This window comes from Pantoea sp. BRR-3P (genome assembly GCF_039621635.1).
GTDB classification, from domain to species: domain Bacteria; phylum Pseudomonadota; class Gammaproteobacteria; order Enterobacterales; family Enterobacteriaceae; genus Pantoea; species Pantoea floridensis.
Genome location: NZ_CP155066.1, coordinates 4,006,220 through 4,021,923, shown reverse-complemented (window position 1 = coordinate 4,021,923; position 15,704 = coordinate 4,006,220). Strand labels below are relative to the sequence as shown.

18 protein-coding genes are annotated in these 15,704 nt (G+C 54.7%); 11 read left to right on the top strand and 7 right to left on the bottom strand.

What is annotated here, in order from left to right; translation table 11 throughout:
- Position 1 precedes the first annotated feature (1 nt).
- A complete protein-coding gene (locus tag AAGR08_RS18565; RefSeq protein ID WP_345827633.1) occupies positions 2–712 on the bottom strand; it encodes a response regulator transcription factor in 711 nt (236 codons plus the stop codon).
- 264 nt (positions 713–976) lie between these two features.
- On the opposite strand from AAGR08_RS18565, the gene AAGR08_RS18560 reads away from it, so the two are divergent.
- From AAGR08_RS18560 to AAGR08_RS18515, 10 genes are all read left to right on the top strand, one after another.
- The gene (locus AAGR08_RS18560) at positions 977–1,594 is read left to right on the top strand and encodes a cytochrome b/b6 domain-containing protein (protein WP_345827632.1); all 618 of its coding nucleotides are present in this window, start codon (positions 977–979) and stop codon (positions 1,592–1,594) included.
- Positions 1,595–1,604: 10 nt separating this feature from the next.
- A complete protein-coding gene (locus AAGR08_RS18555) occupies positions 1,605–2,393 on the top strand; it encodes a molybdopterin-dependent oxidoreductase (RefSeq protein WP_345827631.1) in 789 nt (262 codons plus the stop codon).
- Positions 2,394–2,461: 68 nt separating this feature from the next.
- Complete coding sequence (locus AAGR08_RS18550) at positions 2,462–2,737, top strand: hypothetical protein (RefSeq protein ID WP_345827630.1); 276 nt, start codon at positions 2,462–2,464, stop codon at positions 2,735–2,737.
- Between the two features lie 152 nt (positions 2,738–2,889).
- Positions 2,890–3,699 carry a sugar-phosphatase gene (gene yidA, locus AAGR08_RS18545; RefSeq protein ID WP_345827628.1) on the top strand — a complete coding sequence of 270 codons (810 nt, stop codon included), beginning with the start codon at positions 2,890–2,892 and terminating at the stop codon, positions 3,697–3,699.
- A 392-nt stretch (positions 3,700–4,091) separates the two neighbouring features.
- Positions 4,092–4,790, top strand: coding sequence for a FadR/GntR family transcriptional regulator (locus AAGR08_RS18540; RefSeq protein WP_345827626.1), 699 nt, complete (start codon positions 4,092–4,094; stop codon positions 4,788–4,790).
- Positions 4,787–5,665, top strand: coding sequence for a 2-dehydro-3-deoxygalactonokinase (locus tag AAGR08_RS18535; RefSeq protein ID WP_097095482.1), 879 nt, complete (start codon positions 4,787–4,789; stop codon positions 5,663–5,665). Before AAGR08_RS18540 ends, AAGR08_RS18535 begins: the two co-directional genes overlap by 4 nt.
- Positions 5,649–6,266 carry a 2-dehydro-3-deoxy-6-phosphogalactonate aldolase gene (locus tag AAGR08_RS18530; protein WP_345827624.1) on the top strand — a complete coding sequence of 206 codons (618 nt, stop codon included), beginning with the start codon at positions 5,649–5,651 and terminating at the stop codon, positions 6,264–6,266. Before AAGR08_RS18535 ends, AAGR08_RS18530 begins: the two co-directional genes overlap by 17 nt.
- The gene (gene dgoD, locus AAGR08_RS18525) at positions 6,263–7,411 is read left to right on the top strand and encodes a galactonate dehydratase (RefSeq protein WP_097095480.1); all 1,149 of its coding nucleotides are present in this window, start codon (positions 6,263–6,265) and stop codon (positions 7,409–7,411) included. Before AAGR08_RS18530 ends, dgoD begins: the two co-directional genes overlap by 4 nt.
- Before the next feature lie 245 nt (positions 7,412–7,656).
- Positions 7,657–8,949, top strand: coding sequence for an MFS transporter (locus AAGR08_RS18520; RefSeq protein WP_097095479.1), 1,293 nt, complete (start codon positions 7,657–7,659; stop codon positions 8,947–8,949).
- Positions 8,950–9,112: 163 nt separating this feature from the next.
- Complete coding sequence (locus AAGR08_RS18515) at positions 9,113–10,375, top strand: DUF3748 domain-containing protein (RefSeq protein ID WP_345827621.1); 1,263 nt, start codon at positions 9,113–9,115, stop codon at positions 10,373–10,375.
- Here the strand turns inward: AAGR08_RS18515 and AAGR08_RS18510 are convergent.
- Complete coding sequence (locus AAGR08_RS18510) at positions 10,353–10,712, bottom strand: YceK/YidQ family lipoprotein (protein ID WP_320204469.1); 360 nt, start codon at positions 10,710–10,712, stop codon at positions 10,353–10,355. The two genes, AAGR08_RS18515 and AAGR08_RS18510, sit on opposite strands and share 23 nt — an antisense overlap.
- A 285-nt stretch (positions 10,713–10,997) precedes the next feature.
- Here AAGR08_RS18510 and ibpA point away from each other — a divergent pair, with 285 nt between their 5' ends.
- Positions 10,998–11,411: a small heat shock chaperone IbpA gene (ibpA, locus tag AAGR08_RS18505; protein WP_097095476.1), complete on the top strand. Its 414-nt coding sequence runs from the start codon at positions 10,998–11,000 to the stop codon at positions 11,409–11,411.
- Between the two features lie 49 nt (positions 11,412–11,460).
- On the opposite strand, the gene AAGR08_RS18500 is transcribed toward ibpA, so the two are convergent.
- Genes AAGR08_RS18500 through AAGR08_RS18480 form a run of 5 tightly spaced genes read right to left on the bottom strand, consistent with a single transcriptional unit; the run spans position 11,461 to position 15,694 of the window.
- Positions 11,461–12,366 carry an EamA family transporter gene (locus tag AAGR08_RS18500; protein ID WP_097095475.1) on the bottom strand — a complete coding sequence of 302 codons (906 nt, stop codon included), beginning with the start codon at positions 12,364–12,366 and terminating at the stop codon, positions 11,461–11,463.
- 21 nt (positions 12,367–12,387) lie between these two features.
- Complete coding sequence (locus tag AAGR08_RS18495) at positions 12,388–12,888, bottom strand: YbaK/EbsC family protein (RefSeq protein ID WP_345827618.1); 501 nt, start codon at positions 12,886–12,888, stop codon at positions 12,388–12,390.
- 27 nt (positions 12,889–12,915) lie between these two features.
- Positions 12,916–13,716, bottom strand: a complete 801-nt coding sequence (locus tag AAGR08_RS18490) for a hypothetical protein (RefSeq protein ID WP_345827616.1) — start codon at positions 13,714–13,716, stop codon at positions 12,916–12,918.
- Positions 13,717–13,721: 5 nt separating this feature from the next.
- A complete protein-coding gene (locus tag AAGR08_RS18485; RefSeq protein ID WP_345827614.1) occupies positions 13,722–14,429 on the bottom strand; it encodes a class II glutamine amidotransferase in 708 nt (235 codons plus the stop codon).
- Positions 14,417–15,694 carry an ATP-grasp domain-containing protein gene (locus AAGR08_RS18480; RefSeq protein WP_345827612.1) on the bottom strand — a complete coding sequence of 426 codons (1,278 nt, stop codon included), beginning with the start codon at positions 15,692–15,694 and terminating at the stop codon, positions 14,417–14,419. The genes AAGR08_RS18485 and AAGR08_RS18480 overlap by 13 nt, the downstream gene beginning before the upstream one ends.
- Positions 15,695–15,704: the final 10 nt, after the last annotated feature.

The following is a 15,704-nucleotide window of genomic DNA, read 5'->3' as shown; positions in this document are numbered from 1 at the left end:
CCTAATTCGCAGGCAGCGAAAATTTATAGCCTTTCCCCCACACCGTCAGGATGTAGCGGGGTTCGGCTGGGTTGTCTTCAATTTTCAACCGTAAACGGTTGATATGGGTGTTTACGGTGTGTTCATAACCATCGTGTTGATAACCCCAAACCTGATTAAGCAGGTTGAGGCGAGAAAAAACTTTTCCGGGATGCCTGGCAAAGTAGTAGAGCAGATCGAACTCGCGCGGCGTTAAATTTACTGGCTTGCTGCGCAGCCAGACTTCTCGTGCCATGGGATCAATCATTAGCGCCTCGTGGTGCAGCGTACCGGCTTCCATGCGTGAATTGATGGCCATCGCCTCCTGGCGACGAAATAGGGCTTTGAGCCGCGCCACCAGTTCCAGTACGGAAAAAGGTTTTGGCAGGTAATCATCTGCACCCAGTTCCAGACCCAATACGCGATGCACCTCGCTTGAACGTGCGCTGATCATGATAATTGGCGTATAACGCTTCATCGCGCGGGCTCGACGACAGATTTCTAATCCATCCACGCCGGGCAACATCAAATCAAGAATTAAGGCATCCCAATGCTGGGTTTCAAGCAGCTGCACAGCGAGATTCCCTTCGGCTGCGTGGGTTACATCGTAGCCTTCATCCTGAAAGTTCAGACGTAAAACGTCGGCAATTCCGCAGTCATCTTCGACGATAAGTATTTTTTTTGCGTTGTGCATCATCCATTCCTGCTTCGCTTATCAGATCAATTTACCGCTAAAGACAGCGGAAAGTGTTCACATTTTGTTTAAACCTGCGTGAGGCTTTAGTGAACAACAACGCACCACAATAGCATTCAGACCTTAAACGCTGAGCTCAGACACGGATTGAAAATTTCTCCATGAGGCCGTGGGTTTAAAAGCCAGTCATTGAGACATTTCTTGTCATAGGGCAGAGCGGGCCCGCGCAACAATGCGGCCACATTAAAAAGGGAGGCAGATGATATGGACATTCATTTGGACAAAAATACCGCATGCCCGGCCGTGATTCATCCACGCTGGCTGCGAGCGTGCCACTGGATCAATGCCGCAGCCATTGTGCTTATGACGTTGAGCGGATGGCGCATTTATAACGCTTCACCCCTATTCGACTTTTATTTTCCGAGCGAGGTTACTCTCGGCGGCTGGTTAGGCGGAGCGCTGCAGTGGCACTTCGCCGCCATGTGGATTTTCGCTGCGAATGGCGTGTTTTATCTGACGATGAATATCGTGACCGGACGTTTTGCCAAAAAGTTTCTACCGCTGACGCTACGTGGGATCCAGCAGGATGCCATCAACGCGCTAAAGGGCAAACTGGCACATGCGGATTTACGGCATTACAACAACGTTCAACGGGCTGCCTATCTGTTTGTAATGGTGGATTGCCTGCTGCTGGTGCTGTCTGGGCTGGTGTTATGGAAATCCGTCCAGTTTGGATTGTTACGCGAACTCCTTGGCGGTTATGAGGCCGCGCGTTTCATCCATTTTTACGCGATGACAGCGCTGATGGGTTTTGTCGTGGTGCATCTGGTGATGGTGGCGCTGGTGCCTAAAACCTTCATTGCCATGCTGCGTGGACGCTAAGGAGAGCGAAATGAAAAAAAGTAATCTCGGACTTTCACCGGGCGATGCGGAGGCAGTAGTAAAAGAAGCGCAGCAACTTTTGGCGCGCCAGCTGGATTCATCCGCACGTCGCCGTTTTTTACGCCAGGGATTAACACTTGGTGGGGTGGTGATGCTAACCGGCTGCGATCTCCGCGAAACGCCCGACGTGGATAGCGTGCTGAATAGCTTTTCTCGCTTCAACGATCGCGTTCAGGGCTGGCTATTTAATCCTGCCAGTTTGGCACCGGAATACAGCGCAGATCGTATCGCTAAGTCTTTCCCGTTCAACGCGTTTTACGGTGAAGAGGATATTCCACAGGTTAACGGCGAGCAGTGGCGCCTGGAGATTGCCGGTCTGGTGAGTGATAAGCGCAGCTGGTCGCTGCCACAGCTCTACAACCTGCAGCAGGTTGATCAGATTACGCGCCATATCTGCGTGGAAGGCTGGAGCGCGATTGGCCGCTGGGGCGGCGTGCGTTTTGCTGACTTCCTGAAACTCATCGGGGCTGATACCACGGCCAAATATGTCAGTTTCAAATGTGCGGATGATTACTACACCAGCATCGATATGGCATCGGCGCTGCATCCACAAACCATCATGGCATTGAGCTGGGATGGACGCATTTTACCGCCTGAATATGGTTATCCGATGAAAATCCGTATCCCAACCAAGCTGGGATACAAAAATCCAAAGCATATACAGGTGATTGAAGTAACCAACCGTTATACCGGCGGTTACTGGGAAGACGAAGGATACAACTGGTTCGGCGGAAGCTGATCGCTAAAAACCCGGCGCCTGGTGCGCCAATACGCTTCATAAATGAAAATAATGTAAGGAAACACCCTATGAAAAACGTAATCGTAGCAACCTTTATCGCTTCAATGATGACCATGTCCGTTGCCTATGCTGCTGACACCATGGGCAAAGACGCCATGAAAAAAGATGAAATGGGCATGAAGAAAGAGGCCATGCACAAAGATGAAATGGGCATGAAGAAAGAGGGCATGCACAAAGATGAAATGGGCATGAAAAAAGACGGCATGCACAAAGATGCAATGGGCATGAAGAAGGATGCGATGGGTAAAGAAGATAAAATGAAAAAAGACGCAATGAGCCAGTAAAACCAGCCTCTTGCTCCCTGTATTTCAGGCCATCATGTATATGATGGCCTTTTTTAATGGTTGAGTAAAAAGTCCTAAGTCTGCTGTGAAACTGGTCAATGCGAGCTGAATCGCGCTAGCATTGATCAAAACCCTGACTCAACGAGGACGTTATGGCAATAAAACTGGTTGCAATCGATATGGACGGCACGCTGCTCAATCCGCAGCATGAGATCACGCCCGCCGTTAAATCCGCGATTGAGCGCGCGCACAAAAAAGGCGTTATGGTGGTGCTTACCACTGGCCGTCCCTACGTCGGTATTCAGCGCTATTTAATGGAGCTGAATTTGGTTGATGAGGGCCAATACTGCATCAGTTATAACGGTGCGCTGGTGCATCGTGCCAATGATGGTGAATGCGTTGCAGAAATTACCCTGGGCTTTGACGACTACCTTTATATTGAACAGCTAGCGCGTGACCTTGGCGTCCACTTCCAGGCTTTCGACAAATCCTTCCTCTATACGCCAAACAAAGACATCAGCGAATTCACCATCCACGAAGCGAGCCTCACTGGCATTCCGGTGCGCTATCGCTCCGTTGAAGAAATGGATCGCGCCACGCGCTTCCCTAAGCTGATGATGATCGATAAACCCGATCTGCTGGATTCTGCCATTCAGCGTTTGCCACAGCAGGCTCGCGATAATTACACCATCCTCAAAAGCGCCCCGTATTACCTCGAAATCCTCGATTCGCGTGCGAATAAAGGACAAGGCGTGAAAATGCTGGCTGAGAAACTTGGCCTGGCGCGTGAGGAAGTGATGGCGATTGGCGATCAGGAAAACGATCTGGCCATGATTGAGTATGCTGGAACGGGCGTAGCAATGGGTAATGCCATTGATTCGGTGAAAAAAATTGCGCAGTTCATTACCAAAACCAACATGGAAGATGGCGTGGCGCACGCTATCGAAGAGCTGGTGCTGTAAACCCTTCTTTTTTCTCCTCACGTTGTGATTGGGTCGCCATGAGTGGCGACCCAACAAACCCTTCGATGCGATTTTAAGGTCACCATTCCTGGCGTAATACCGATCGGTTAAGCAAAAAAATGCCTGTTTATGCTGGTGCGCATGAATGCGCACCCTACGAAAACCCGGGCTATATCCACGTAGGGTCACCATTCATGGTGACCGATTCAGGTTTAACTGACGAGCATTACGCCATTTCTGGCAACCCTACCGCGATTTCACCTATGGATTGTCTATTTTGTGATCCACATTGTAGTACAACTTAACGTTATGGTACTACAATCGGCGGCGTAGGCTTCGCGGAACGAAAGCAGTAATCTGATGCGCTATCGCCTTTCACTGAATGGAACATCATGACGCAAGAACAATTAAGTAAAACGGAACGCATCATCCTCACGCTGGGTGAAGAGATTGTGGCAGGGAAGTTTGTGCCAGGTGCGGCGTTGCCGGCGGAAGCTGAACTGTGTGAGCGTTTTGGCACCTCGCGCAACATCATCCGTGAAGTTTTTCGTTCGCTGATGGCGAAGCGTTTAATGGAGATGAAGCGCTATCGCGGCGCCTTCGTTACGCCACGTAACCAGTGGAACTATCTGGATAGCGATGTGTTGCAGTGGGCGCTGGCGCACGATCAGGATCCGCGTCTGATTGCGGCAATGAACGAAGTGCGTGTGCTGGTGGAGCCGCAGATTGCGCGCTGGTCAGCCGAGCGCGCCACTTCAACCGATCTGGCCGCCATTGAGCTGGCCTACAACGCCATGGTGGCCAATCACCTCAATCGTGAAGCCTTTAACGAAGCGGATATTCGCTATCACGAAGCGGTGTTGAATTCGGTGCACAACCCGGTATTGCAGCAGCTCAATGTGGCAATCAGCCAGCTGCAAAAAGCGGTGTTTGCGCAAACCTATATGGCTGATGAAGGCAACATGCCGCGCACCTTAGCCGAACATAAAGCGCTGTTTGATGCCATTCGCCATCAGGATGGTGATGCAGCGGAGCAGGCGGCTAAAGCGATGATTGCCAGCTCAACGGCACGACTCAAGGAGATTATGTGACCAGCTATATCGCGATTGATTGGGGATCGACCAACCTGCGCGCCTGGTATTATCAGGCCGGTGAATGCAAAGAGGAGCGCCGTTCAGAAGCGGGTGTCACGCGCCTGGGCGAGCGCACACCTGCCGAAGTCTTTGCCAGCGTGACCGACGGTTGGCCAACCAATGACGTTCCCGTCGTCATGGCCGGCATGGTTGGCAGCAACGCGGGCTGGCTATCGGTGCCCTATCTGTCCTGCCCGGTGGCGCTGGGTGAGTTGAGTAGCCGACTGACGCGCGTTGAAGATAAGGCATGGATCGTGCCGGGACTGAGCGTCGAACGTGACGACAACTACAACGTGATGCGCGGTGAAGAGACACAGCTACTCGGTGCGCTGGCATTGCAGCCCGCGCCGCTCTACGTCATGCCCGGTACGCATGCTAAATGGGTGCAGGTGGAACAGGATCGCGTGCTGGATTTCCGTACCGTAATGACCGGTGAGCTACACCATCTGCTGCTGAAACAGTCGCTGGTGGGCGCCGGTTTACCGCAGCAAGAAGAGAACGCCACCGCCTTCCTCGATGGCCTACAGATCGGTAGCAACGATGCCTCGATTCTGTCTCGGCTGTTTGAGGTGCGTGCTTCACACGTACTCGGCGCGCGCGATCGCCGTCATATCAGTGATTTTCTCTCAGGTTTACTGATCGGCCACGAAGTGGCGCTAATGACAAAAAACCACGCGGCAGGCAGCCAACCGATCACCATTATTGCCGGAAGTGCGCTGGCGCAACGCTATCAGCAGGCGCTGCATTTTATCGGCCTGGATTCAGTCACGCTGGAGGGCGATCGTGCTTTCCAGCACGGAATAAGGAGTATTGCGAATGTCCTGGCAAACTAAGGTTCCGCTGATCGCGATTCTGCGCGGTATCACGCCGGATGAAGCGGAAGCGCACGTTGGCGCATTGATCGACGCGGGTTTCGACGCGATTGAAATCCCGCTGAACTCGCCGCAATGGGGCAAAAGTATTGGCGCGATGGTGAAAACCTTTGGCGACAAGGCGCTAATTGGCGCCGGTACGGTGCTGAATCCGGCGCAGGTCGACGAGCTGGCGACGCTGAATAGCAAATTAGTGGTCACGCCGAATACCGATGCTGCGGTTATCCGCCAGGCGGTGGCCAAAGGCATGATCGTTGCCGCCGGATGTGCGACCGCCACCGAAGCGTTCACTGCTTTACAGGCCGGGGCGCAGGCGCTGAAAATTTTCCCGTCGTCGGCTTTTGGTCCGGGCTACATCAAAGCGTTGAAAGCGGTGTTGCCGCCAGAGGTGCCGGTGTTTGCCGTGGGCGGCGTGACGCCGGAGAACCTGCATGAGTTTATGGCCGCAGGCTGCATTGGTGCCGGCTTAGGTAGCGATCTTTATCGCGCCGGGCAACCGTTGTCGCGCACTGTGGAACAGGCTCGCGCATTTATTGCTGCTTATAAGGACGCTGTACGATGAAAATTACCAAACTGACCACTTATCGCCTGCCGCCGCGCTGGATGTTCCTGAAAATTGAAACCGATGAAGGCATTGTCGGCTGGGGCGAACCGGTCATCGAAGGGCGCGCTCGCAGCGTGGAAGCGGCGGTACACGAGCTGTCGGAGTATTTGATTGGCCAGGATCCGGCGCGCATCAATGATTTATGGCAGGTGATGTATCGCGGTGGTTTCTATCGCGGTGGCCCGATTCTGATGAGCGCGATTGCCGGTATCGATCAGGCGTTGTGGGATATCAAAGGTAAAGCGCTGGGCGTACCGGTTTATCAACTGCTCGGCGGCTTAGTGCGCGACAGCATCAAAGCCTACAGCTGGGTAGGCGGCGATCGCCCATCAGAGGTGATTGATGGCATTAAGAAACTGCGCACTATCGGTTTTGATACCTTTAAACTCAACGGCTGTGAAGAGATGGGCATTATTGATAACGCCCGCAAAGTCGACGAGGCCGTCAATACCGTGGCACAGATTCGTGAAGCCTTCGGTAAAGAGATTGAATTCGGCCTCGATTTCCACGGTCGCGTCAGTGCGCCAATGGCAAAAGTGCTGATCAAAGAGCTGGAACCCTATCGTCCGCTGTTTATTGAAGAGCCGGTGCTGGCCGAACAGGCGGAATACTATCCGCGCCTCGCCGCACAAACCCACATCCCAATTGCCGCTGGCGAACGTATGTTCTCGCGCTTTGAATTCAAACGCGTGCTGGAAGCGGGTGGTCTGGCGATTCTGCAACCGGATCTGTCGCATGCGGGCGGTATCACCGAGTGCTATAAAATTGCCGCAATGGCCGAATCCTACGATGTCGCGCTGGCACCACACTGCCCGCTGGGCCCGATCGCGCTGGCGGCGTGCCTGCACGTCGATTTCGTCTCGCGCAATGCGGTGTTCCAGGAACAAAGCATGGGGATTCACTATAATCAGGGCGCTGAACTGCTCGATTACGTGATCAATAAAGACGATTTCAAAATGGATGACGGTCATTTCTATCCGTTAAATAAACCGGGCCTCGGCGTGGAAATTAACGAAGAGTTAGTGATTGAGCGTAGTAAAAATGCACCGGACTGGAGAAACCCACTCTGGAGATTCCCGGACGGTTCAGTTGCTGAATGGTAAATACCTATCTTAATTTAGACTGCAGATGTGTTTTCTGCCACTTAAATTATTTAGGATATTAAATTTAATTAAATTAAATCTAAACGATTATATGCCGGTGAAATAGGGCATAGGGCTTCACTCAGCCTTTTTCCCGGCACAGCTTATTTACCGCCACGGCGGCTTTACCTTTGTTACCACTACCTGCGTTTACCGGGGCGCGCTTTATCGCGCCTTAACGGCAATCGCGATTACGGAGAAACACCATGGATCTCTCTGCTGTTCACGCCAAACCGACGCGCCGTCGTTATATTACCTTGTTGATGATCTTTATTACGGTGGTTATTTGTTATGTCGATCGCGCTAATTTAGCGGTGGCCTCTGCCCATATTCAGGAAGAATTCGGCATCACCAAAGCGCAAATGGGTTATGTATTTTCTGCCTTTGCCTGGTTATATACGCTGTGCCAGATTCCCGGCGGTTGGTTCCTTGATCGCGTTGGTTCACGCTTAACCTATTTTATTGCCATCTTCGGTTGGTCGGTCGCAACGCTATTCCAGGGATTCGCGACGGGCTTATTATCCTTAATTGGCCTGCGCGCTATTACGGGCATCTTTGAAGCGCCCGCCTTCCCCACCAATAACCGTCTGGTGACCAGTTGGTTCCCGGAACAGGAGCGCGCTTCAGCGGTGGGCTTTTATACCTCCGGCCAGTTTGTTGGCCTGGCATTCCTGACGCCGCTGCTGATCTGGATCCAGGAACTGTTGAGCTGGCATTGGGTGTTCATCATCACCGGGGCCATCGGCATTATCTGGTCGCTGGTCTGGATTAAGTGCTATCAGGCACCGAGTCAGAGCAAAGGCATCAACAAAGCCGAGCTGGATTACATCCGTGAAGGGGGCGCGATGGTTGATGGCGATGCGCCGAGCGAGAAGAAAACCCGTACCAAACTTACCGCTGCCGACTGGAAACTGGTATTCCATCGCAAGCTGTGCGGCGTGTATCTCGGCCAATTCGCGGTGACGTCAACGCTGTGGTTCTTCCTGACCTGGTTCCCGAACTACCTGACGCAGGAAAAACACATCGCGGCGCTGACCGCGGGCTTTATGACCACGGTGCCTTTCCTCGCGGCGTTTGTTGGCGTGATTCTGTCGGGCATCGTTGCCGATCGCCTGGTGCGCAGCGGCCGTTCACTTGGGTTCGCCCGTAAAACGCCGATTATCTGCGGCTTGCTGATTTCAACCTGCATCATGGGCGCTAACTACACCAACGATCCCATCTGGATTATGACGTTGATGGCCATCGCCTTCTTCGGCAACGGCTTCGCTTCGATTACCTGGTCGCTGGTGTCGTCGCTGGCGCCGGTGCGCTTGATTGGCCTGACCGGCGGGATGTTCAACTTTGTCGGTGGCCTGGGCGGCATCACTGTACCGCTGGTGGTGGGCTATCTGGCGCAGGATTATGGTTTTGCGCCTGCGCTGGTGTATATCTCAGCGGTGGCGCTGATCGGTGCGTTGTCGTACATCCTGCTGGTTGGTGACGTGAAGCGCGTGGGTTAACTCATCCGGTGCGCATGAATGCGCACCCTACAAAACCGTGTAGTAGGGTCGCCATTCATGGCGACCTGGCTAATAACCGCACGATAATGGCGACCGGGTTTATTCGCATCCCGCCTGCAAATCACGTAATTTATCCGGCAACTGTTAGCTGTAAGGTTGCCTCATGTCAGAAAAACAACTCACCTTTGCTCAGCGTCATCACCAGTTGACCAACATCAACGTCTGGACCGGCGACAGCCAATGGCTGGCGTTTGATGTGCGACCTTCCGGCGCCTCTTTTACCAGCCTGACTATCGAACGCGTCAATGTGGCGAGTGGTGCCATTGAAGTGCTGTATCAGGCGCGCGATGGCGCACACGTTGGCGTGGTGACCGTTAGCCCGGATTTGCCACCACGTTATGTCTGCATTCACGGCCCAGAACATCCGGATGCACACTGGCGCTATGATTTTCATCACCGTCGCGGCGTAATCGTGCAGCAAGGCATGGCGGAGAATCTCGATGCCTGTGACATCACCGCGCCTTATACGCCCGGGGCATTACGCGGTGGTTCACATGTGCACGTCTTCAGCCCCGATGGGACACGCCTGAGTTTTACCTACAACGATCACGTGATGCATGAAAAGGATGCGCGCGATGACCTGCGCAACGTGGGCGTTGCGGTACCGCTGCATCCGGTGTGTCCGCCCAAACAGCATCCGCGTGAATATGACGGCAGCCATTATTGCGTGCTGATAAGCCAGACGCAGCGTGAGCCACAGCCCGGCAGCGATCAGATTGACCGCGCTTATGAAGAGTGCTGGATAGGTGATCAAGGCTATCAGAAAGCCGATGGAAGCTGGCAGCGCTGGGCAATTGCCTTTATCGGCGATACGCGTGCGGCGAATGGCGACAAAGTGGCAGAAATCTTTGTCGTGGATTTACCCGAACCTTTGGCGGATTACGCGAAAGCAGGCGCATCGCCTTTGCAGGGCACAGCCGAAAAACTGCCTGCGCCCCCGGCGGGCGTGCAGCAGCGACGCATTACGCACGGCAGAGGTTTAGCACCGCAGCCGCGTCATTGGCTACGCGCCGCACCCAACGGCAGCGCCATTGCCTTCTTAATGGCAGACGATCGCGACGTCGTGCAGCTGTGGCAGGTATCGCCTAATGGCGGAGAACCGCGTCAGATCACACAGCTGGCGAGTAGCATTCAGTCCGCCTTCAGCTGGCAACCTGCTGGCAACGCGATAGCCTTCATTTGCGATAACAGCGTCATGCGCTGTGAGGTGGCGACGGGGCAATGCTCACGTCTGACACAACGTAGTGAGCAAGCGCCATCCGGTGATGCAGTGGTATGGTCGCCGGATGGCGAGCAGATCGCCTATATGCGGGATGTTGAGGGGTGGCGTCAGCTATTCTGCGTCAGTGCGATTCCCCAGGCATAGATGCTGCAGTCGCCAGGCTGGCTTGGGTGCCCGCCAGCTTTTCGCTCTGCAGCACGCGTTCGTGTATGGAATCTTTACTTCTGTCGTCATCGGAACGGAAGTAATCCCACGGCAGCAGAATCGTATCCATCACGGCGGAGAAAGGTAAATCGATCAGCGCCAGCGGCTTGATCGCCCAACTGGTTTTGTCGTCAGTCAGCATCTCTGCGCTGGCGCGCGTGCCGGGATAATAGCCCTGACTTGCGCCAGTATGAGACATAACGCTGGAGCAGCCCGAGGTCGCAAAGGTCGTGCACACCAGCACAGCGGTGAGCGGAAAGCGTTTCATCATATTCATTTTCATCATCCCTTCAGACATGGCATCGCCCTGGCTGGAGTGTGTCACCTGACGTTAGCAAAGCTCTGTGGCCATGTCTGGCATTTCAGGCGAATCGTCCCCTGAGTGTATGCCATATCGTCAGAATTGCTGTAAAAAAATACGCATTAGCCCTTGAAAGTCATCAGGCTGCACCCATTTTCAGAGAACAGTGTTGTTGCTGTTGCCGTAAGGGGCAGCAACGGGCTAAACAACCTGTCCATGGTGGAAGGTTGCCTAAACTTGCTGATTATCAGGAGTCTTATTATGCGTAACTTTGATCTCTCTCCGCTTTATCGTTCTGCAATTGGTTTTGATCGTTTAATTAACCTGCTAGAGACCAATCAGAACCAGGCCAACGGTGGCTATCCTCCGTACAACGTCGAGCTGGTGGATGAGAACTTCTACCGCATCACCATTGCCGTAGCAGGCTTCGCGCAGAGCGAATTAGATATCACCTCTCACGACAATGTGCTGGTGGTGCGCGGTGCGCATCCTGAAGAGCAGCAGGAGCGTAAATATCTGTATCAGGGCATTGCCGAACGCAACTTCGAGCGCAAATTCCAGCTGGCCGATCACATTACGGTGCGCGATGCGCGTCTGGAAAATGGTCTGTTAAGCATCGATCTGGTGCGTATCGTCCCGGAAGAGGCGAAACCACGTCGTATCGAAATCCTGTAATCAGGATACTCAGTTGAATGAAAACGCCGCAGCGATGCGGCGTTTTTGTTTAGGTGCGCACCGCTAATCGCTGCGTCACCATCCCGCCAAATACATTGACCAGCAGGCCGAGAATGATCACGGAAACGCCGATCATCTGCCGTAGCGACAGGGTCTCATTCAGAATCAACGCAGCGCTGAGAATCCCCACCACCGGTACCAGCAAAGAGAGCGGCGCTATACGCCAGGTTTCGTAGCGGCTGAGCAGATTGCCCCAAATCGCATAGCCCATGATGGTGGCGACAAAGGCGAGGTAGATCAGCGCCAATAGAGTTTGCAGCGAGATATGCAGCAGGCTGGTGACAATCACCGTTTCCCCCTCAAACAGCCATGAGCAGGCAAAGAACGGCACGACCGGAACCAGCGCGCTCCACACCACCAGCGACATCACCGGCACGCTGCGATTACGCAAAATGATTTTGTTGGTGATGTTCCCGAGGCCCCATGACAGCGCCGCAGCCAGCGTCAGCATCATGGTGGTGAGCGTGATGCCCGCGGTGGTTTGCCCCTCCATGCCGGCGGTCGCCAGCATAAACATGCCGAGCGTCGCCACTAAAATCCCGACGATGTGATTCCAGCGCAGCTTCTCCGCCAGGAACAGCGCGCCGAGCAGCAGGGTGAAAAATGCCTGCGCCTGCAATACCAATGACGCCAATCCCGCGGGCATGCCGAGCTTGATGGCAAGGAACAGAAAGGCGAACTGGCCGAAGCTAATGGTCATGCCATAAACCACCAGCCAGCGCAGGGGAATCGCCGGACGCTTCACAAAGAAGATCGCCGGAAATGCCACCAGGGTAAAACGCAGTCCGGCCAGCAAAAAGGGCGGCATGCCCTGCAGACCCAGCTTGATCACCACAAAATTGATGCCCCACGCCACCACGACACACAGGGCCAACAACATATCTTTTACTGACATACCGTTTCCTTACTGCCGCATTCAGGCGGTTGCCGTCATCGGTGTTGCAATCTCGGCACAACATTCATCACCGACAACGCGAAAGAAATCAGCCACCTGTAACGCCATAGAGCGATCCAGAGCACCCGCGTTAAACCACAGCGTGCCAACATCGCGCAGGCGATTATCAACCCGCAGCGCCAGCCGGTCATCAAAACTAAACGGCGGCACCGCGCCCATCTCGCACTGCGTCAGTTCCTGCGCCTTTTCAGGCGCAGCAAAGCTCGATTTCTTGCCGCCGATAGCGCGGGCGGCGCTTTTAAAGTTGATCTTGCAGTCACCCGGCACAATCGCCAGCAGATAGCGCGGATCGGCACCCTCTGGCATCGTCACTTCCAGCACCATCGCTTTGGCCGCCTGATTGAGATCGTTACCGCGAATGGCGCTAATTCGATCGGTTTGGCCAATGGCTTCATGCTCCACCACGCGATAGCGCGCCTGATGCTGATCCAGCAGGGCCGTCACCTTTTCAAAACTGTTCATGCTCGTCTCCTCGTCTAAAACCTGGCGTTAACTCCAGGCGATGGCGTGTTTCATTTTTTTGTCGGTCAGGCCAAAGAAAAAGCCCATGGTGATGCGCGTGTCGCCTTCCACACGATCAATTTCATGATAAAAAGCCGGGTTAAACAGGTAGATATCGCCACCGCGCGGTGAAAATTCACACACTTCACTGTGTTCAATCACGGCGGTTTGATAGCCGAGTTCCCCCGGCGTTTTGAAGCGCTCATCCAGAGGCTGCCACTTCTTATTGAAGATGCGCAGCTTGCCGCCCGCGTTGCACTCCTGCAAACAGACCACGCAGCTCAGCTGATGCAAGATCCCGGTCACGGCCAGGCCGCTGCCGGCGGCATCACGCACGATATTGTCGTTATGCAGGGGATTGGCGACGCCGTTGGCGTGGAAACGCACAATCGAACCGGCGTAATCGCCCAACTCAGGCTCGTTGGCGGTTTGCAGGCTTTCCAGACGTAAGGCGTGTTTCACCCAATGGTAGATCTGATCGCGCAGGCAGTGCAGCGAGGGCGGCAGCATCGGCTGGATATCGCGCAGTTCGGTGAAGTAGTTTTCCGGCGCGGCGGTATGCTTCGCCAGATAAGGGCCGAGCGTCGTCAACGCGCCATTGGGGTAGTGCGATACGCGCACCTGCTCGCGGCAGCGTTGCAAATCGTTCACCACGGCTTCGCGCACCTCCGGCGTTAGAAAGTTGCGTAAAACCAGCAGCGGCACGCGTGCCGTAACGATGTCGTCCAGCCAGGTACTTTCCACAAACATTTCTGGGTTTATAACGCGTATCTGATTGAAAATAGCCATGTTGATCACTCCCCTAAAGGAAATTCATGAAGTTCATGGTTGCTCATGCGGCGCCATTCAGACGCCGTGCCCAGTGCCGAAATAGGTTCAGAAGAGATAAATGTCGTGTTGTTGTTTTGGAAACGGTGCAGCGTGAAATAGTTGGGATAGAGCGTATCAGCGGGATGCCACTGCCATGCCCAGGCTTTTTCGCGGGTAACAAAAATTGCGTTCGCCGAACTGCCGCCTGGCGCCACCTGCGCCATTTTGTTGCGCAAATAGTCGCGGGTGAAATCAGCGGGCGTGGCGCGATCAACGATGTACTCAAGATACTCGGCAGAATCGAAGCGCGACGCGGCCATGCCTAATTGCTGATACACGGTAGGCAAAAACCCGTTATGCATCATGTACCACTGGGTTTCGCCGCTGGTGCGCCACAGCGGATGGGAAAATTCGATACCCTGATTCTTACTTAAAGTGGCGTGGCGCACATGTACCGCCAAAAAGCGTCCGCGCAGGCGATCAACATCAATGCCCGGCAGCGCATCGGCGAAGGTGCCGGTGCCGTGTAGCGTGCGGATGTGGCCTTGCTCCAGCCATAAACAGCCCCAGCCGTTGGGATGCTGTTTGATCGGTCCTTCATGCGTGGCGGTTTCGCCGCAGCTCATGGCGCGTGCGGCCTCCAGCACCGCGGCGGCATCAAATTGGCCGTGCGCCAGAATCATTCTGCACATAGTAAATCTCTCTGTGTGGTGAGCGATGAGACGTCGAGGATCTGATGGAAAATCGCCAGAATCTCGTCCCGGCTCTCTGCCGCAAGACGAAAGGTCGCCAGAATCCCGGCGTGACGGGTTAGATCGGCATACAGCGAAGATCGCGGTGAGACATCCAGCACCGGTAGATTGAGCGGCGGCAACAGCTGACCGCGCTGCTGCTGCGCGATCCAGCGTTCTGCGGCGTCATATTGCAGGCGCTGACGTAAACGTACACGCCCCACCGCCGGCGGCTGGACAGGGAAATCAAGCTGCGGCAGGCCGTGACCGGCTTCGATATGGAACGCCACTTCAGCCCAGTTGATGCCGGTGACTTCCTGCACCAGATTCACCACGCCCATGCCGGAGAGGCGAAAGCCCATTTCGAGAAAGTGCGGTTCGCCGTTCACCATAATGAAGTCGATGTGAAACGCGCCCTGACGATAGCCAAAGGTTTCGCAGCAGAAGCTCATCAGGCTAGAGAAGCTGGCAGGCAGCTGCTGCGCCGCGACGGCGACATGGCCGGATTCGTAAAAACTGACGCAGCCGTCGACATCGGTGTGATGTTCGATCACCTTTTGGCAGCAGGTCAGCGCCAGCGCATGGCCTTCCGCCACCACGCCTTGCAGCGAGTACTCATCGCCAGCCAGCCAGCTCTCGACGATAAAGCCGCTGAAGCCGCGACCGCCGTAATTCATGGTATCGACCAGCTTGTTGATCACCGCATCCAGCTGCTGCGCGTCTTTGACGAGCCAAATGCCCAGGCCGCCGCCGCCGTCGACGGGCTTGACGACGCAGGGATAGAGCAGGGCATCACGCGCGTCACGGATGCTCAGCGGTGAGGCGAAGAAGCGAAATTCCGGCTGCGGAAACCGCTGCCAGGCTTTGCGTAATGCCATGCGCTGAGCGTACTTATCCGGGGGAATAAAGCACCTGGCGGCGTCCGGCCCGGCCAGCAACTCCCGCACGCGCCCGGCGCTGGTGTTGTAGGCCTCAAAGCCTGCCAGCACGATCTGCGGATGTTCCATTAACCCGGCATGCAAACAGGCCTGCAGCACATCCCACGGATTTTCCGGGCGATCGAGGCGCACAACCAGATCGAACGGCAACGGGATGCTTAGCGATTGGTAATCGACAAAATCGCCCATCTCCGCCAGCACGGTAAAATAGCCCTCGCGTTTGGCCACCGCGCAGTAGGGATTTTGCCCATCGCGGGTGGCGCCAATCTGCAGGAAAATCTTTCTCATCGCGTTGCCT